The sequence below is a fragment of the Eisenbergiella tayi genome (genome assembly GCF_001881565.1).
GTDB lineage: Bacteria > Bacillota > Clostridia > Lachnospirales > Lachnospiraceae > Eisenbergiella > Eisenbergiella tayi.
Genome location: NZ_MPDJ01000009.1, coordinates 171,789 through 190,529, shown reverse-complemented (window position 1 = coordinate 190,529; position 18,741 = coordinate 171,789). Strand labels below are relative to the sequence as shown.

Sequence of the window (18,741 nt, the reverse complement as noted above, 5' to 3'; positions counted from 1 at the left end):
ATGAACTACAAATTTTCAAAGGAGAATCCTGATGAAGCTGTTAATCGTGGAAGATGAAGAATACATTGCAGATTTTATGATGATAGGCCTTGAAAAGGCCGGCTATGAATGTGAAATTGCATATGACGGGAAGGCAGCGGCTGACGTGCTGGAAGAGAAAAGATACGATTTAATCCTGCTGGATATCATGCTTCCTGAAGTGAACGGTTTTGAACTGATGGAGTATATCAGGGAATACCATACTCCTGTCATTTTTATCACCGCCCGTTCCCGTCTGGAGGATAAGGTAAAGGGGCTCGGCCTGGGCGCAGATGATTATATCACCAAGCCTTTTGCACTGGCCGAACTGATTGCGAGAGTGGAATGTGTGCTGAGACGCTATCACAAGGGACAGGAGAAGCTTTTGTTTCGGGATCTGGAAATCGATGCGGTATCCCGGGTGGTCAGAAGAAATGGTGAAAACATAGAGCTTACCATGAAGGAGCTGGATCTTCTTCTCTTATTCCTGCGTAACCGCAATATTACCCTCTTTCGGGACAGAATCTATGAAGAGGTATGGGAAGGGGAATATGACGGGGAGAGCCGTACGGTGGATCTGCATGTGCAGCGGCTCAAAAAGAAACTCGGCCTTCATACATCCATCATTTCCGTCAGAAAAATAGGTTATCGGCTGGAGGATTGAAGGAGGCAGATAAATGAGATTATCACAAAAAATCGGTATCAGTTCGCTGCTGTTTTTCCTGCTTGTCTATTTGACAGCCGGTATCGGTATTATAGAAAATAACAAAAAGACTGCAATGAACAGGATACTGCAGTTATCGGCAGACGAGCAGAACAGCATTTCTTCCGGGATAATAAAATATGTTCTGGTGAACCGTGCAAAAAACAATACGGGGATGAATATTGATGATTCCGTTTACATTACGGAATACCTGGACAGCCGGATCAATTCCTGGGGGATTTATCTTATTCTTTTAAAAGGGGAAGAGGTCCTTTACAACAATCTTTCCTTTGAACTGTCGGATATAGGCAGTATTGACTATGCCGGTAAGGCAACCTGGAGAGTACAGGAAATTGAGGACCAGCCATATCTGGTGATATTGAGCCGCATCCCCTTATCCGACGAGAATTTATGGAACATTTACGTGAGGAATATCAGCGATATATATGCTGACCGAAAGGGTCAGTACACCCTTTTTATCCAGCTGGGCCTTGTTGTTACCGTAATACTGTCGGTTGGGCTTATTTTTATCACCGGGCATCTGACACGATCACTGCGTCTGCTTACAGAAGCAGTTCAAAAGGCGGGCAAGGGCAACTATAAGGAGCGGATCCATATCAAAGCAAAGGATGAAACGCGGACTCTGGCGGACAGTTATAACGAAATGGCTCAGGCCATTGAAGAGACCATACAGAAGCTGGAGGACAAAACAAAAGAGCAGCAGAGATTTATCGATAATTTCACACATGAACTGCGGACGCCTCTGACCGCCATTGTCGGTTATGCGGATTTGCTGCGTTCCACTTCCTGTGATGAGGATATGTATCAGAGGCTTGGGGAGCGTATATTTAAAGAAGGGAACCGGATTGAAAAGCTTTCCCGTTCCATGATGGATCTGATTTTTTTGGAACGGCATTCCTTTGAACTGGTTCCATGCAGAATCGGATTCCTCCTTCAGGAAGCCGCCGAAAGCTTTGAACCGGCCGCAGCAGGGGCCGGGCTGCGGCTTTGCTGTATTCCGCCTGATTCCTCAGTAATGATATCCGGGGATCGGCAGCTATTGCTGAATCTTATCGGCAACCTGCTGGATAATGCAAAGAAAGCGTCCGATGAGGGAAAAACCATCTGGCTGAGGGGCCGCAGGGAAAAGGATCAGGTTATTGTTGAAGTGGAGGATCAGGGAAATGGCATCCCGGCAAAGGATCGGGATCGGATATTTGAAAGCTTTTATATGGCAGATAAGGTACGGAACAATAAAAATACGGGCATCGGGCTGGGCCTTGCTATCTGCGCTGATATTGCCGCCATCCATAATGCCCGTATCAAGCTGGACAGCGAAGAAGGAAAAGGAACTCTGGTACAAATTATTTTTCCGGGATACAAACAGGATACAAAACAGCTTTATGATGATAACTGTATTCAATAATTCATTATCGTCAGGAGGATAATACAAATGAAAAACAACATGTTATGTAAGACCTTATTGCTGGCAGGACTGACAGCGGCTATGCTGACCGGCTGCGGAAAATCAGGGATACCGGCGGAAACGGAAGTCCCTGCGGCCGCACGGGAGCAGGAGCTTTCCGAGGCAAAACAGGATATCATCGAAGTTGTGCAGGCCGATACGGGGACGGAAACTGCTGCGGCAAAAACCAGTGCCGTCGGCGGTGCAGAAGCGAAAAGTGAAAGCAGCTCGGGAATGACAATGATGGGCGGAAATGATATGGACGACCCGGTTCTGATCGAACAGTCCGCTGAAGCGCTGAAAAAGTATCTGGGTGTTTCTGTCGATACATCCCAATACGAAATCAGCGTCACCTTCTTTGAGGCTGTGGATGAGGAAGATGAAGCCAGCTATTTTGTATTCTTTGAGGCGCCGGCAAACAGGCCGCTGCTTCTTCCGGAGGAAAATATCGGGCCGGACGGTTTCCCGCTGCCGGAAATTTACAGACAATTAACACCCGAGTACAGCATATCCTTCTCGGAAAGCAAGGAAATTACATCCCTGCAGTCGATGTATAATCAGACTGACAGAACGGCTCCGATAAGCATGGAAGAGGTGAAGTCCCTTGCAAAGGATTTTGTGCTTTCCCATAAAATGACTGCGGACGGGAAGCTGAACATCATGGGCTCCGGCTATGGTTCCAACATTGCCATGGTCCTGTACGAAAATGGAAAAGACGGGGTGGTTCAGGTTCAGGTCAATCCGCTTTCCGGGAAAATAGAAGGCTTTTCCTATATGACGAAGAGCCGTGCACAGCTTTTGATGAATCCGGTAGAAGAAGGATTTGGCATAGGCTGACAAACGGTACGGGAACAGCTGTTATTCCTGCCCGGTCCTGCGCTGCCGGTATTCCCTCGGGGAAACCTGCTCAAACTTCCGGAAAAAACGGGACAGATAATAAGCGTCACAGAAATCCAGCTCCTCTGCAATACTGCAGAGGGGCTGTTTTGTGGTAAGCAGCCGTTTTTTGACTTCCTGGAGAAGAAGCTGTTCCATGTAATCCTTCAGCCCTATCCCCGTATCCTGGCGGAAACTGCGGGAAAGGATATGCCGGGGGATTCCCAGCGCCTGGGATATTTGGGAAACACGAAGCCCGGCGTTTAAGTGGGCGGTGATGTAAGCAAGGGTTTCGTGCTGCTTATAAAAACCGGCATAATTAATCCCATACTCTTTTTCTTTGACCGCCTGCTCCAGAAATCCTGAAATAATGTCCAGGAATATGGATTTCAGCCGCAGAAGGGAAGAAAGGGAGCCGTTCTGAGCGAGGGAGATCAGGCTGTCCGGACAACCGTCAGGACAGGGGGCGTCCAGATAATCCCGGAGCCCGTTAAAAAGATCCACACCAGGAAGAAGCTCCAGTTCAAAATGAATATAAAATTTTTCTATCTGAGAGGTGCAGACATAATTATACCGGGAACCTGCGGGGATCAGATACATTCTTCCCGGCAGCAGCGGGCAGCGGTGTCCGTCCCGTTCTATATAGGCGTTTCCGCTCCGGATAAAATACAGCCGGCTGAAGGAGGATACCACATCATTGAACATCCAGCTTTTATCCCCATGAAATACTCCGTTTTCAATAATGCGGAGCTCAAGCCGGTTCAGATCGGTGTTAAGCAGTGTAAAGGATTGATTGCTCATTCTAAAAGTCCATCTTTCTGTTCTATAAAACAATGTACATTTCCATAACAGATATTATAATGGATAACAGGAAAAATAGCCAGAGGGATGAAATGGCCCGGGGAGGTAAAAACTATGTCGTTTAAAGACGGAATGGCAGCTATATGCCTGGAAATGCCGGATAAGGTGCCAAGGACGGAATATTCCGCAGATTTTCACTGGGAACTGGTAAGCAAAGTGACCGGTATTGAGGTGGATTCCAAAAGTCCATCTGAAATCCAAAATCGTGCCGCTTCTGCATTCCGCAGGGAATGGGATTACGGGTTTGTATGGAATACCCTTATAGGAGCCGACGCGCTGGATTCATGCAGAACGCGCATGGGGCACGCGGAATATGCGGCGGGCGGAACGGATTACAGCACCCGTGTGGAATGCCCCTTCGAGGATCCGGAGGAAGCATTTGACTTTTCACCGGAGGAGGTATACGGCCTTCCGGATGAAAGGAAGCTTACCGCCCAATTTAATGAAGATTACCGAAGGAAGACGGAGGCGACGCCGGATGCAGTGAATACAACGGGAGTATACATCACCATGATTTCCGGCCTTCTGGAAATTTTCGGCTGGGATATTCTTCTTATGGCTATGGGGATTGATGCGAAAGCCTTCGGGGAGACTGCCAACCGGTATGGAAGGTGGATACAGCATTATTTTAATGCCCTCGCCCGGTGTGATGCGCCGGTAGTGAAGGTACATGATGATATCACCTGGACATCAGGTGCTTTTGCCCGGCCTGACTGGTATCGGGAGTTCATTTTTCCCAATTACAAACGGCTGTTTGCACCCCTTCGGGAAGCGGGAAAGAAAATTATTTTTACCTCCGATGGTAATTATACGGAATTTATCGATGATATCGCCGGCTGCGGAGTGAGCGGGTTTGTTATGGAGCCTTCCACGGATATGAAGTATGTGGCTGAAAAATATGGGAAAACCCATTCCTTTATCGGAAATGCGGACACCAGGATTCTGCTGAGCGGAAGCAGGGAGGAAATTTACAGCGAAGTGAAACGCTGTATGGATATCGGAAAAGCCTGCCCCGGTTTTATCATGGCAGTGGGAAACCATATCCCGCCCAATACGCCGGTTGAAAACTGTCTGTATTATAATGAAGTCTTTGAGAAGCTCAGGCGGCGTTAAATTTTCCCGAGGAGGGGACGGGAACCACCGCAATGTTTAAGCAGCATATAGGAAAGAAGAGGATGACAGAATATGAATAGTTTGGAACGTTTTTATGCAACGGCGGAAAGAAGGCCGGTGGACAGGCCGGCGGCATGGCTTGGGATGCCGGATCCTCAGGCTCTGCCCGGATTATTTTCCTATTATGGAGTAAAGGATATCCATGAACTGAAAATGGCGGTAGGGGATGATTTTTATGCTGTGGAGGTGCCGTATGAATCGGAAACGGCCCATGCCATTTATGCCGCGTTTGACTGGTATAAAAACGGGGAAGTGGATGCCATGAACCGGACTCTGACGGCACCGGGATGTTTTCATGATGCGGAGGATATGGAAGATTTGGTGTTTGACTGGCCGGATCCGGCGGCTTATATTGATGCCGCAGAATGCAGGAGAAGAGTGGAAATGGCGCCGGAAGGCAAAACGGTGCTGGGGATTCTCTGGTCTGCCCATTTTCAGGATACCTGCGCGGCCTTTGGAATGGAGACGGCACTGATGAATATGATAGCGGCGCCGGAGCTGTATGAAGCGGTAAATGAAAAAGTACTGGAATTTTATCTGAAAGCCAACCGGATCTTTTATGAAGCGACTAAGGGAAAGCTTCATGCGGTTTTGATAGGGAATGACATGGGGAGTCAGCGGGGACTGATGATATCTCCGGAGCTGGTACGCCGGTTTGTCATCCCCGGCTGCAGGCGTCTTACAGAGCAGGCGCACAGTTATGGACTCAAGGTGATTTATCATTCCTGCGGTGCCATTTCGGATATCATTCCGGATTTAATAGATGCGGGAGTGGACATCATTCATCCCATCCAGGCGCTGGCTGCGGGAATGGAGCCGGAAGGGTTGAAGGAAAAATTCGGAGACAGGGTTTCTTTCTGCGGAGGTGTGGATACTCAGGAGCTGTTGGTACACGGTACGCCGGAGGATGTGAGGAAGAAGGTGGAAGAACTGAAAAGGCTGTTCCCCACAGGTTTGATTCTTTCCCCGAGCCATGAGGCGATTCTACCGGATGTACCGCCGGAAAATATCGGGGCGCTGTTCGATGCGGTCCGCCGTTAAGAAAAGCAGGAAAAATATAAAGAAAAAGCCAGGCCGTCTTTTTCCCCGGCAGAATACGGGGAAAGAGACGGCCTTTATTGGCTTTACAGCGCCGGCACATACTTCCCTTACATAGATCAGAGCAGTTCCTTATCCGAATACCGTTCCGCTATGGAAAGATTCGGTTTTTTATAGTTCTCCATTTATATTTTCCTTCCTATATATAATGTATCAGGCAGTGATAAAGACGGCAGGCCCCAAATCATTATCGGATAGCCGGTCCAGATCCTCATGTAGGCCGGTATTTTCCCGAAGCTCCAATGCATAGCTGAACTCACCGAAGCCGGACAGATCCATTTTAAAATTGGTTTCCCAGGTGTTATTCATGATCCAGCTGTAAACCGGCCGTTTATTGTTTATTTCCCGGTTGTCGCACAGGACGATGGGATGATGTTCCATAGGCCCCATATAAAGAAGGGGCGTGTCAAGAGTATTAATAAGCACGCTTTCTCCGTCCGTGCGGTAGAGAAGGCCTTCATCGGCGATATAATACTCCATATTGCTGCCGGGCAGCTGATCCACGCCGGGTCGCATGGGGACGCCTCCGTTTTTGATATATAGTTCCGCTTCCGGCAGATGAAGGGAGAGCGGAAGATATACGCTTTCTATTGCCTCGCTTAAGGTTTTGGCAATGCGGAGGGTAAACTCTATTTTCGGAAGATGCCGGTACATCTTAAGGATGACACTGCTGTGCGCCGTCCCTTCCAGCTGAAAGTCCAGTTCCACCCTCGTAAAAACCGGACCGTGATCCAGTATCCGGATGTCCTGCAGGGTTCCCTGGAAGCAGCGGGCATGCAGGCCGCGTATATTTCTTCCCAAAAGACGGCGTTCTTCATACACGTCCCTTCGGATTTCCGTACGTTCGTAAAGCGGGGTAAAAAACGCTTCCGTTCCGTTTTTCAGCAGCTGCCTTCCGCTTTTTTTGTGGAGGAAGGAGGTGATTCCTTCTCCGATACGGTAGCCTATGAAGAACCATTCGTTTTCCAGACAGTAAGGAAGGCGGCAGGTTTCTTTGTCATATTCGCTGACGATGTCACGGACACGCTCCGCACCCACATAGGCTGTGCGGGTATAGAGCTTCCCGGAAGGGGCAGGCTGTTCTTCGTAGGAAAACAGCTTTTCTTCAAGAGGTTCAAATTCCGATAGAAAGCTCACCAGGACGCCCCGGGGATGGGCGGAAAGCTGTACGGGAAGCTCTTCGCCGGTTTTCAGATCCCTGACACTGACTCCGGACAGGCTGATGGTTTCCACATAGAATTCCACGGGATAGATTCTTTTTTCATGGCTTACGGAAACGGCTTTTACCGTACCGCTCATATTGTAATAACACAGGATATCACCCAACAGATGACACTGCTGGTTTTTCCGCATGGCGCCGGCCTCGTGGGCTTTGGAGGCATAGCTTGTTTTGCGGATATCCAGATTGGTTACCATGGTATCATAGGGATTGGTAACCGTAGCGGAGTGTCCCCAGGTGTGTTCCGCATAGAGGAGGGCATTATCCCGCGCGGTTTCCATCAGTTCCGCGTTATGCACACCGGTTTTTTCTTCCAGCCGATCACACAGATGGGAAAGGCGCAGTGCCTCTTTATAATGCTTTACCGCATAAGGCGTAGATCCCACACCGTTTCCCCACCAGTCATTGAGCGCGCCGCGGTATACAGGCGCATCTGACGTTTTGTCACGTATCAGGTCATAAAGCTCCTGAAGAGTGACCATCTGCAGTGTCACTTCTTCTGCGTAACGGCTGTTGAATTCATTGACGGCCGCCAGGATGGCCGGATTGACCGGCGCGTTATCGGAGAAAACGCCGGAGACGCTGGTTATGTAAAAGTCATAGGGATATCCGCTGTTTTCATATTCTTCCATGCTTTCCTGAAGATTTCTGTGCAGTGTCTCCATAGGGGTACCGGGGCCTTCTTTCCCGAAATAATTTTCGGTTATAAAGTTCACATTTTTGGAAAAAACAATCCCCAGCGCATTTCCCAGATTATAGTGTTCACCGTTCCAGACGAGCAGCCTGCGTCCGCAGCCGTCTTCCCAGAAATAGGCATTCTGGTTCTGATAAAGAGGATACATTCCGTGGTGGGTATGGATATTGGTGTATAAAAATTCAATGCCGTTATTCAGAAGAACATCCCGCGCGCCCAGGGAAATCCCGTTTATATCTGCAGTCATAGCCGTCTTTACGAAAATCCCCTCCCGCATGAAAATATCCCGCATTTCAGAAGTTTTTTCTTCCAGCATGCCGCAGTCCACAAGATCGTTAAAGTTAAGGTAGTTAGCGGAAATTCCTATATTTCCCTTTTTTACAAAATGAATAAAGTCCTGTCGCTCTTCTTCGGATGCCGTTTTCAGAAACCGTTCCACACAGTAGTAGGTTTCACAGTTCCACCGGAGCTCTTTTTCCGGCAGGTTCGCTTCATATCCTCTTTTAAGAAGAGTTATAACCTTTTTGATATTGTGGATCTGGTTGTAAATAACCTGTTCCTGCAGATCGGTATAGCCGATATCTGTGTGGGAATGGTGGATAATATACACTTTTTTTATTTGCTTTCCCATAAGCATCCTCCGTGATGAATGAAGTTTTAAGACAGAACAGGCGGCTTTCCGCTGCTGCCTGCCCCGGTTTTCCGGTAAGCAAACAATAACATATCCGGATGGAAACGGATATCCCATATATCTTAGTTTTATTCCTAAAAATGTAGCAAGTTTGCTCCCGGTAAAACAGGTGACAGCAGCGCCGGCAGGATGTATAATAAATTACGTCGGTAATTGATTCAGGAGACATGATATTCGGTGTATAAATGAATTTCCTGTGGTTTTACTGATATAGGAAACGACAAAGGTTCAGACAGCATGTAAAGTATGGGAAAAGAAAGGAAAAGGGAGAACGTATGAACAAACGGGTTTTAATTTCAGGGGCTTCAAGGGGACTGGGGCTTTGCTTTGCAAAAAAATATCTGGAGGACGGCTGTATGGTTTTTGCCGGCGCAAGGAACGAAGGGGCGGCGGGACTGAAAGAACTGAAGGAGAAATATGGTGATTTGCTGGTGCCCCTTCAGCTGGACGTGGCCGATACCAAATCGGTAGAGAGCGCTGCCGAAGCGGCTTCTGTATATACGGATCATCTGGATGTTATCATTAATAATGCGGGAATCCATTCAGAGACCTCTTTTCTTGAGCTGGAGGATGCCGACCTGGATGACTGCCTTCCGGTATATGATGTAAATGCGGTGGGGCCCGTCCGTGTGGTGAAGGCTTTTCTGCCTCTGCTCAAAAAGGGAGAGTCCGGCCTGGTGGTCAATATCTCATCGGAGAGCGGAAGTATCGGCACCGCGGAAAGAATAAAGGAATTTGATTATTGCATGTCCAAGGCGGCTTTGAATATGGGGACCAAGCTTCTTCATAACTATCTGAAGGATATGAATATAAACGTTATCGCCGTTCATCCCGGTTGGATGCGTACGGATATGGGCGGACAGAATGCAACACAGGATCCTTTTGAAACGGCGGGCCGTCTGACAGAACTGTTTGAAGAGGTGAGGGAAGGCCGTAATAAGGCTGTTTTCATGGATAATACGGGGGCGGAATATCCCTGGTAAGCTATAGGCGGTGAAATGTCTGTATAATAATAGGATCCCCGGTCGGGCAGAGGAGGGAACATTTACTTCTGCAGGGCCGGGGATTTTCATTTTTTTGGTGGATTATACTCTAAACTAATAGTATAATATCAGTATTATAACTATTGGAGGTATTAAGATGGCGCTTATTACTTGCCCGGAATGCGGTAAAAAAAATGTTTCTGATACAGCGGAAGCTTGTCCGAAATGTGGGTATGGAATAAAAAAACATTTTGAAGAAATAAATGCAGAAGATATTGATAACAAGGAAAGTCAGATAGTTCAGGAAATAAGCAGTGAAGAAAACAATAGCAGTTCTGAAAACAGCGGAGGTTCCGCACACAAAAGTTTATTAATGACTGGAATTATCATACTGTCCATTTTGCTTATTGTTATTATTAAAATGATAAGTGATAACTTTGTTCAGAAAGAATATGTTCTTCATGCACTGCGAAGCTCCGCACATGTTGTGCAAGAGAATGACAATAGTTTTAATATGATCGATATTTTTAGAGAGTTAAGTTATTTAAAGGGAAAAGAGCTGCTTTCTGATAAACAATATGATAAGGCGATTTTGTTATTTACATATCTTGGTATTTATGAGGACTCTAATAATTTATTAACAGAATGTAATTATCAGTATGCAAATTCTTGTTTCTCAGATGGAAAATATACAGAGGCAAAAGAAATTTATACAATGCTTGACGATTATGAAGAAAGTCATAATAAAGTATTGGAATGTGCCTATTATATAGCGAAAGGATTATATGAAAAAGAAGATTATTATTCGGTTGCTGAAATATTCTATGAATATGGAGAAGACTTATTAACATTACATGAAGCAGTTAGCCTAAAGGATACTATTTGCAGTGAAAAATCAGAGTGGTTTGTTAATAAGGCTGAAGAAGAATACAATTCCGGCAATTTTGATAAAGCGGATGTTTATTTTGAATTCATTGGTTTCCCGAATCTTGCCAACAGGGTTGCTGCAATATATGAATATAATTCATTTATGCGCAGTATTCAGGGAGACTTTTACTTAGAGGACGGTAAGCCTGTCTCAATCGAAGGTTTTATTTACCATGGAGAGGCTAAAAAATATGAAATTACCCCCATTGAAAGGATAACGGATAATGGAGACAGATCAATAGTTGGCATGCTGGATGGTGATAAAGATTATTTTATTAAATATGTCACAGATGATGAGCTTTGGTGGATAAGAAACAGTATATATGATAGCTGGCGGATACTGAGAACTGAAGAGGCTTTAAAAGATTACAATGAATATATCAGTGAAAGAGAAGAGCAGAAAAAAGCTGATGTTAAGGCAGAGCCATCAATTGGAATGACAGCCGATGAAGTCAGAAATTCATCCTGGGGTGAACCGAAAAAAATCAATAAAACTACCTATGAATGGGGAACATCCGAACAATGGGTTTACTCTCTCGACAGATACGTTTATTTGGAAAACGGCAGGGTAACAGCGATACAAGAATAGACAGGCTGAATTTACGGGAACTGCATCACACGATGCAGTTCCTTTTTATACTGTGCATAGTATTGACAATAGTATAACACTTTGTTATTCTGAATGTAGACCAACAAAGTGTTATACAATGGAGGCGGCAATCGTGGATCAGCAAATATCGGATGCGGAATTAGATATTATGAAAATCATATGGGCGAATGAGGGGCCTGCTTTGTTTGCCCATATCATGGATTCTTTGGCTGCAAAAGGTAAGACGTGGCAGAAAAATACGGTAATTATGCTCCTGTCCAGGCTCAAGGATAAGGGGTATTTAAAGGCTAAGAAAACCGGACGCAGAAACGAATACATTCCCCTTGTATCGGAAACAGAATACCAAACGTTCCAGACAAAAAAATTGCTTGATAAGGTTTATGAGGGTAATGTAAAAGGCCTTGTCTCGAATCTGATTCAGAGCGATCTGTTAACAGGTGAGGAATACAGAGAATTGAAAAAGCTGTTAGATGGAGGGCGATGAAAATGAATGATATTTTTAAAGTTTTCATATCTATGTCCCTCTCCGGATCACTATTGATCCTGGCGCTGCTAGTACTCAGGCATTTTCTGAAAAACAGAATAAGCAGACAATGGCAATATTATATTTGGCTGATAGTTATTGCACGGCTGCTGCTGCCTTTTGCACCGGACACAAACCTGCTGGGAAGTATTTTTCAGACTGCCGGTCAGGCGATCGCTCAGACGAATCCTGTACAGCTGCCCCAGCAGGAGCAGGACGGCCTGCCGGATAATAAAAATGCACTTCCTTCCAATATGGATCAGGAAGAATTAAAACTGTCTGAGCAGTTTGCAGGCAATGGACCGATACAGGAACTCATTGCTTTACTGGTAAATAATATCTGGCTGGTATGGCTGATGACTGCTCTTATTCTGCTGATACGGAAGATAACTGTTTATCAGAGTTTTGTCCGTTTTATTAAGGCCGGGCAAAGTAATATTTCTGATATTGAACTTTTGGATAAGCTGTCAATCCTTGCGGAACAGTCAAAAGTTAAGATGCCGGTTGGGCTTTGTATCAATCCTCTTATTTCGTCACCGATGTTAATCGGTTTCATCCATCCGTGTATCGTACTGCCGGATGCTGATATTTCAGACACGGATTTTCAGTACACGGTACAGCATGAAATGATACATTACCGCCGGAAGGATATGTTTTATAAATGGCTGGTTCAGGCAGTGGTTTGTCTGCATTGGTTTAATCCGCTTGTTTATCTTATGAGCCGGGAAATTGACAAGGCGTGTGAATTCTCCTGTGATGAAGCGCTTATAGCCGGTTTGGATTCCTGCGGCGCTCAGGCTTATGGAAAGACTCTGCTGGATGCCATGGCTAAATCAGGTCATTATAAGGAATCTCCTGCATCAGTCACACTGAGTAAAAACAAAGAATTGTTAAAGGAAAGGTTAAATGCAATTATGAATTTTAAAAAGAAATCAAAAGCAATTGTTGGTATTACAATCATATTGACCATTTTCTTTTCTGCCGGTGCGATCACAGCAGGGGCTTATTCCCTGCCAAAAGAAGCAGATGAAAAAGATTATTCCTCACGTCAGGAGAGCCTTATCGACAGTTTTGCGCCATTCCGTTCATATGGACTGCTCTATAATGCGGAACTTGACAGAGTTTTCTTTAACGGGCAAGAAGTAAAAGCCTTTGTAGATTTAAGGGAACCGATACCCGGGGGAGGTTACTCTTTTAACCTGGGATATATAGAAAGTGATTCCGACAGTACTTTGTATTTAATGACGGTTCAAAATACACAGGGCAAGGTAATCGGCATTCAAAAAATGCCGGATGAAATAAAAGAAGAGCTATATGGCGCATACAGCGAAAGCTTGCCCAAAGAGTTGTATGCTTCTGATTTTGAAGATGAAGCGGACAGCCGGTCCGGATCGGAATGGAAAAATGAGTATGTGAGCGGTATCATGTATAGGACCTTTGATGCTACGACACATTTAACTGCCGAGAATATTACAGCAAGTGATAAATTTGACAGGAAGGATATTCCTCAGGAGATTTTGGACTGGATTTCAACATGCAAGGGCTCCGATACCGTGAACGTAAAGAGGGCTGTCATGGATGGAAAAATAGATGCATGGGTTTATTATGACAGTGATATACGGCTGGCATGGAACATGGATACGGAAGGTACAACAATAAAACTCACGCTGACCGACAATGTGCCTGAAGCAATGGAAGGCGGGACTGTCATCCATTATCAGGCACCGACGGAATACCGGGATTTGGAAGTATTTTATAATAGGGAAAAGCTGATAACCACGGTTCAATAAGCAGACAGTGGCATTAAAATAAAATAGACTCTGATTCTGCATAAGCGAAGAAGCCCATTTCACAAGTTATTATGCCGGTATTCCCTGGGAGTACATTTGAAATGCCGGATAAATTGCTGGGAAAAATAGCTCAGATGGTTAAAACCGCAGTCAACGGCAATCTGTGTAATTGATTTATCCGTGTTTCTCAGAAGATAAGCGCTCACCTCCAGGCGGTAGGTATTCATAAAATCAACGGGAGACTGCTGGAGGTACCGCCTGAATATCCGGCAGCATTTGCTGCGGCATACACCCACGGAAGCTGCGATGTCATCAAGTGTTATTTTTTCGGAAAAATGCTGGTGAATGTAAGATACCATATCTTTCTGAAGCCGGATATCCGAAGCTTTGGTATCTTCCGTTTCCGGCTGGCCTTTTTCAGAAAGAGAGAACACATTCCGCCACAGCAGATTCAGCAGTCCGACAATTTCCAAATCATAACCGGCTTCCCCGCCCTTTTTCCTTTCACTGATTTGATCCAGATATTTCAGAATCAGGGAAGATTCCCTGCGGGAAGCATCCAGATACAGATATTCCAATTGTCGGTTATCCAGCACAGGCTGTACATATTTTCGGTACAGGGTTTTGTTTGCGGACAGAAGAGAGGGATGGAAAAGAATACAGATAAAGGTGCAGTCATGCTGACAGACGGAATATCCGTAATGCAGCTGCCTGGTATTTACCATAATCCCGTCGTTTTCCTTCAGAAGCACATTGTGTCCGTTAACATAGTAATTCATTTCCCCTTTCAGAATACGTATGAACTCCATATCCTCATGCCAGTGACACAAAGCCTTTTTCCCCGGATAAAAAGATAACTCCCCGATTCGGACGTAAAGGGGAATGCCCATCTCATCATAATGGACTATTTCTGAAGTATCCTGCATAATATCCACATTGATTATTTTCATAATATCACCGTATATGGTTTAACCATAAATCCTGCCAAAATAAAAAAATACGATTGTTATAATATATGTCTATTATAATGATAGTATTGTGTGAAATCAAATACTATACTATAAAAAGAAATTTGAATTCTCAGCAGCATTACAGTTACCTTGTGCCGTCCGCTATGGGATAAGATAACTGTAATATTATGTAAGGGAGAGTATATGAAAAAAGAGAATAAGGTGTTTTATAAGAAACTGCTTTTCCTTGTAGTGCCCATAGCGCTGCAGAATCTGATGTCCGCCATGGTGAGCGCATCGGATGCAATCATGCTGAGTCTACTTGATCAGGATTCCCTGTCAGCAGTTTCCCTGGCTGCTCAGGTTCAATTCGTCCTGAGCCTTTTCTGGGCGGCGCTTACGATCGGGGCTATGATATTGGCGGCACAGTATTGGGGAAAGAAGGATATCCAGGCAGTAGAATGGATACTGGCGATTGTACTGAAGTTTTCTGTTCTGGTTTCCTTTGTATTTTTTGCAGGAGCAATTGCTTTCCCTCGAATGCTGATGCGCATTTTTACGAATGATGACACGCTGATTACACTGGGGGCTGTTTATCTCAGGATAGTAAGCTGGTCTTATCTGTTTGCCGGTGTCTCGCAGATCTATCTGTGTATTATGAAAAACAGCGGCAGGACGGGAAGAAGTACTGTTTTCGGTTCCGTATCCATGGGGATGAATATTTTACTGAATGCGATCTTTATTTTCGGGCTTCTCGGCGTTCCGAAGATGGGTATCAGGGGGGCTGCTGTTGCCACGGTTCTGGCAAGAGGAATAGAGCTGATTCTTGTCCTTGCCGAATGTGCAAGGAAAGATGTGGTCCGTATACGCCTGAAATATCTGAGAAGCTCCAATCCCGTGTTATTAAAGGACTTCTGGCATTACACTTCTCCGGTGCTCGCCAACGAGCTGGTATGGGGCTGTGGGTTTACCATGTTTTCCGTGATTATGGGGCACTTGGGAAGCGATGCGGTGGCGGCCAATTCCATTGCCAATATCGTAAAAAACCTGATTGCCTGTCTGAGCCTGGGAATTGGATCCGGCAGCGGAATTATTGTGGGAAATGAACTGGGGACGGGTGCGCTGGAGAGGGCAAAAGAATATGGAGGGAGATTATGCAGGCTGGCGCTGCTTGCAGGGGCGGCCTCGGGCCTGCTGCTGCTTTTATGCAGTCCGCTCATTCTGGCAGTCTCCGGAAACCTGAGCCGGCAGGCGGGAGGATATCTTCAGGGAATGCTTATTATGTGTTCCTATTATATGATAGGAAAATCCATCAACTCCACTGTAATAGCAGGAATTTTCTGCGCAGGAGGGGATACAAAATTTGGCTTGCTGTGCGATTTGATAACGATGTGGGTAATCATTGTTCCGGTGGGCATCATAGCGGCATTTGTGCTGAAACTGCCGGTGTTGGCGGTATACTTTCTGCTCAACCTGGATGAATTTGTAAAGCTGCCCGCCGTTTACTGCCACTACAGGAAATATAAGTGGGCCAGGAATTTGACTCGTGATATGTCCCGGAGTGACCAGGGGTGAGAACAGTGTTGCCGGCGGAGGAAGCCGGGCTTCGATAAGAAAAGGGAATCTGACTTTATTTTGCATTTACGGCAAGGCTCTTCCCGGCTGTTTATGGTACACTCATTTGTGAAAGGAGGAGTACGTATGGAATGGCTTACCAACATGAACCGTGCAATTGATTATATAGAAAAGAATCTCTGCGGCAAAATCGATTATGAAAAGACTGCCAGGGAGGCCTGCTGTTCGGTGTATCATTTCCAGAGGATGTTCACCTTCATGACCAATATAACGCTGTCGGAATATGTGAGACGCAGGAAAATGACGCTGGCGGCTTTCGATCTCCAGACAAGCAATATTAAGATCCTGGATCTGGCGCTGAACTATGGCTATGAATCCCCGGAAGCTTTTACCAGAGCTTTTCAGAGTGTGCACGGCATGCCGCCCACCGCGGCGCGCAAGGTGGGAGCGGATATTAAAGCATTTCCCCGTATATCCTTTCAATTAACCGTGAAAGGGGCAAGTGAAATGAAGTATAAGATAGTAGAAAAAAAGGCGTTCCAGGTGTATGGGATTGAGGAAATCTTTGAAACCAGAGACGGAGAACATCTGAAGGACATTCCGGATTTCTGGACGGAAAAGCTGAAAAACGGAGAATATGAAAAACTGTTGAAATCAGCCGGTTTTCCCAGCACTGTGAATGCCGTATGCGGGTATCGTGACTGTGAAGGAACCTGTTTCCCTTACATGCTGTGTGTTTTAAAAACGCCTTTGTCCGATACAAAAGGGTATACGGTAGTGGATGTACCCGAAGCCACATGGGCGGTGTTTGTAAATGAACCCCATAATATGGAAGACACGCCAAAAGCTGTGCAGGAACTGAATGCCCGGGTATATACGGACTGGCTCCCCACAGCCAATTATGACCTGATAGACGGGTATGACTTCGAGATGTATTATAGTATTGATGGAAGATGCTATGAGGAAGTCTGGTGCAGAGTGACACCTAAAAAAGAAAAGTAAGACAAAGAAATACAGGCCTTCTGCAGGAAATGGCAGACAGGCCTGTTTTCGGATCTCAGGCTTATTCCTGTGTATCCCACCGCCATACAGTCCGGCAGCCTGAAATATTCGCGGCATACCCAGCTGCCTCCGCCCATTTCTTTATGATACAGCAGTTCTTTCAAATATGCAGTATACAAATTCGTGAAAAAGACGACAAATCTGCTATTCGCCTGTAAAACGCATATTCTCTGATACCGCTGTCATGGAAAACAGAACGAAAATCGAAATAATGCTAATGCTATCTGCTGTTTTGTCGATATATTTTCCTTTTTCTATTTACTATAATAAAAATGCAGATTTTCTCTACGGCTTTCCGCAGGGACAGATACGTAAAAAAAGGAGGAAAGGAAAATGCAGACAAAAGAAGAATTGCTGCAGCATAAGGAAATTGACGGAGAAATGCTGAAAGCGGCTTATGATAAGGCTGCTGAACTGATTACGATCGCTACAGATGAATTTACGGAAAAGTTTCCGTCATCCGCCAGCATTCATAATTTTTACCGGCCGGGAAGAAATTTTGAGTGGACGCCGGGCTTCTGGACGGGGGAAGTATGGCTGGCCTATGAAAAGACGGGTGATGAGGCGCTTAAGCAGACAGCGGAAATTGAAGTAAAGGATTTTTTCAGAAGGATTAAGAAAAGAGAGGGAGTGAACCATCATGATATGGGCTTTTTATACTGTCCTTCCTGTGTCGCGGCCTATAAGCTCACCGGAAGCGAGACAGGAAAAGAGGCAGCTATCATGGCGGCTGATAACCTGATGGCAAGATTCCAGGAAAAAGGCCAGTTCTTTCAGGCGTGGGGAAGATTGGGGAATAAAAATAACTACAGGCTGATCATCGATTGTCTTCTGAATATGCCGCTGCTGTTCTGGGCCGGTGAATTGACCGGGGATAAGGAGTATGAAAAGAAAGCGGAGGCACACATTAAGACCTCCATGAAAAATATCATCAGGGACGATAACTCTACTTATCATACTTTTTTCTTTGATGTGAAGACAGGAGTGCCGGAGAAAGGGGTTACCCATCAGGGAAACCGTGACGGTTCCGCCTGGGCAAGAGGACAGGCATGGGGCATTTATGGATCCGCATTTGCCTACAAATTCCTGCGGGAAGAAGAATATGCCGATATTTTCTGTAAGGTGACGGATTATTTTCTGAAGCATCTGCCCAAGGATATGATTCCCTACTGGGATTTTGATTTCAGTGACGGCAGTGCGGAACCGCGGGATTCCTCAGCGGCGGCAATCGCGGCCTGCGGCATGCTGGAAATGAGCAAATACCTGCCGGAGGAGAAAGCGGCATATTATACGGGAATGGCAAAAAGGCTGCTGCACGCTCTGGTGACAGAATGTGCGGTTACGGATCCTGCACAGTCCAACGGACAGCTCCTGCATGGAACCTACGCGAGAAGCACTCCATATAATACCTGTTTTAACATTGGGGTGGATGAGTGCGTGCTTTGGGGGGATTATTTTTACATGGAGGCGCTGACAAGGCTCTCCCGTGACTGGGATCCCTACTGGTATTGATGGAAGCATCG

Annotated in this window: 15 protein-coding genes; 12 read left to right on the top strand and 3 right to left on the bottom strand. The window is 45.8% G+C overall.

Annotated features, from left to right (window positions below; all coding sequences use genetic code 11):
- Window positions 1-31: 31 nt before the first annotated feature.
- From BLA28_RS26890 to BLA28_RS26880, 3 genes are read left to right on the top strand one after another with little or no spacing between them, the layout of a single operon-like run.
- Complete coding sequence (locus BLA28_RS26890; protein ID WP_009253379.1) at window positions 32-682, top strand: response regulator transcription factor; 651 nt, start codon at window positions 32-34, stop codon at window positions 680-682.
- A 13-nt stretch (window positions 683-695) separates the two neighbouring features.
- Complete coding sequence (locus tag BLA28_RS26885; RefSeq protein WP_069157123.1) at window positions 696-2,147, top strand: sensor histidine kinase; 1,452 nt, start codon at window positions 696-698, stop codon at window positions 2,145-2,147.
- Window positions 2,148-2,174: 27 nt separating this feature from the next.
- Window positions 2,175-3,023 carry a hypothetical protein gene (locus BLA28_RS26880; protein ID WP_069157124.1) on the top strand — a complete coding sequence of 283 codons (849 nt, stop codon included), beginning with the start codon at window positions 2,175-2,177 and terminating at the stop codon, window positions 3,021-3,023.
- A gap of 21 nt (window positions 3,024-3,044) precedes the next feature.
- On the opposite strand, the gene BLA28_RS26875 is transcribed toward BLA28_RS26880, so the two are convergent.
- Window positions 3,045-3,863, bottom strand: coding sequence for a helix-turn-helix domain-containing protein (locus BLA28_RS26875; RefSeq protein WP_069157125.1), 819 nt, complete (start codon window positions 3,861-3,863; stop codon window positions 3,045-3,047).
- 114 nt (window positions 3,864-3,977) lie between these two features.
- Between BLA28_RS26875 and BLA28_RS26870 the strand changes: the two genes are divergently transcribed.
- Both BLA28_RS26870 and BLA28_RS26865 read left to right on the top strand, forming a co-directional pair.
- Complete coding sequence (locus BLA28_RS26870) at window positions 3,978-5,036, top strand: uroporphyrinogen decarboxylase family protein (protein WP_069157126.1); 1,059 nt, start codon at window positions 3,978-3,980, stop codon at window positions 5,034-5,036.
- A 72-nt stretch (window positions 5,037-5,108) separates the two neighbouring features.
- A complete protein-coding gene (locus BLA28_RS26865) occupies window positions 5,109-6,137 on the top strand; it encodes a uroporphyrinogen decarboxylase family protein (protein WP_069157127.1) in 1,029 nt (342 codons plus the stop codon).
- Between the two features lie 210 nt (window positions 6,138-6,347).
- On the opposite strand, the gene BLA28_RS26860 is transcribed toward BLA28_RS26865, so the two are convergent.
- Window positions 6,348-8,738, bottom strand: coding sequence for a glycoside hydrolase family 38 N-terminal domain-containing protein (locus BLA28_RS26860; protein ID WP_069157128.1), 2,391 nt, complete (start codon window positions 8,736-8,738; stop codon window positions 6,348-6,350).
- Window positions 8,739-9,073: 335 nt separating this feature from the next.
- On the opposite strand from BLA28_RS26860, the gene BLA28_RS26855 reads away from it, so the two are divergent.
- The 4 genes from BLA28_RS26855 (at window position 9,074) to BLA28_RS26840 (ending at window position 13,631) form a co-directional block, all read left to right on the top strand.
- A complete protein-coding gene (locus tag BLA28_RS26855; protein WP_069157129.1) occupies window positions 9,074-9,781 on the top strand; it encodes an SDR family oxidoreductase in 708 nt (235 codons plus the stop codon).
- A gap of 157 nt (window positions 9,782-9,938) precedes the next feature.
- On the top strand, window positions 9,939-11,297 hold the full coding sequence (locus tag BLA28_RS26850) for a zinc ribbon domain-containing protein (RefSeq protein WP_069157130.1): 1,359 nt from the start codon (window positions 9,939-9,941) through the stop codon (window positions 11,295-11,297).
- Window positions 11,298-11,430: 133 nt separating this feature from the next.
- Window positions 11,431-11,802 carry a BlaI/MecI/CopY family transcriptional regulator gene (locus tag BLA28_RS26845; protein WP_044968388.1) on the top strand — a complete coding sequence of 124 codons (372 nt, stop codon included), beginning with the start codon at window positions 11,431-11,433 and terminating at the stop codon, window positions 11,800-11,802.
- 2 nt (window positions 11,803-11,804) lie between these two features.
- Window positions 11,805-13,631, top strand: coding sequence for a M56 family metallopeptidase (locus BLA28_RS26840; RefSeq protein WP_069157131.1), 1,827 nt, complete (start codon window positions 11,805-11,807; stop codon window positions 13,629-13,631).
- A 59-nt stretch (window positions 13,632-13,690) separates the two neighbouring features.
- On the opposite strand, the gene BLA28_RS26835 is transcribed toward BLA28_RS26840, so the two are convergent.
- Complete coding sequence (locus BLA28_RS26835) at window positions 13,691-14,581, bottom strand: AraC family transcriptional regulator (protein ID WP_069157132.1); 891 nt, start codon at window positions 14,579-14,581, stop codon at window positions 13,691-13,693.
- Window positions 14,582-14,785: 204 nt separating this feature from the next.
- Between BLA28_RS26835 and BLA28_RS26830 the strand changes: the two genes are divergently transcribed.
- The 3 genes from BLA28_RS26830 (at window position 14,786) to BLA28_RS26815 (ending at window position 18,730) form a co-directional block, all read left to right on the top strand.
- The gene (locus BLA28_RS26830) at window positions 14,786-16,156 is read left to right on the top strand and encodes an MATE family efflux transporter (RefSeq protein ID WP_069157133.1); all 1,371 of its coding nucleotides are present in this window, start codon (window positions 14,786-14,788) and stop codon (window positions 16,154-16,156) included.
- A gap of 126 nt (window positions 16,157-16,282) precedes the next feature.
- Window positions 16,283-17,158: an AraC family transcriptional regulator gene (locus BLA28_RS26825; RefSeq protein WP_069157134.1), complete on the top strand. Its 876-nt coding sequence runs from the start codon at window positions 16,283-16,285 to the stop codon at window positions 17,156-17,158.
- 393 nt (window positions 17,159-17,551) lie between these two features.
- Complete coding sequence (locus BLA28_RS26815; RefSeq protein ID WP_069157136.1) at window positions 17,552-18,730, top strand: glycoside hydrolase family 88 protein; 1,179 nt, start codon at window positions 17,552-17,554, stop codon at window positions 18,728-18,730.
- Window positions 18,731-18,741: the final 11 nt, after the last annotated feature.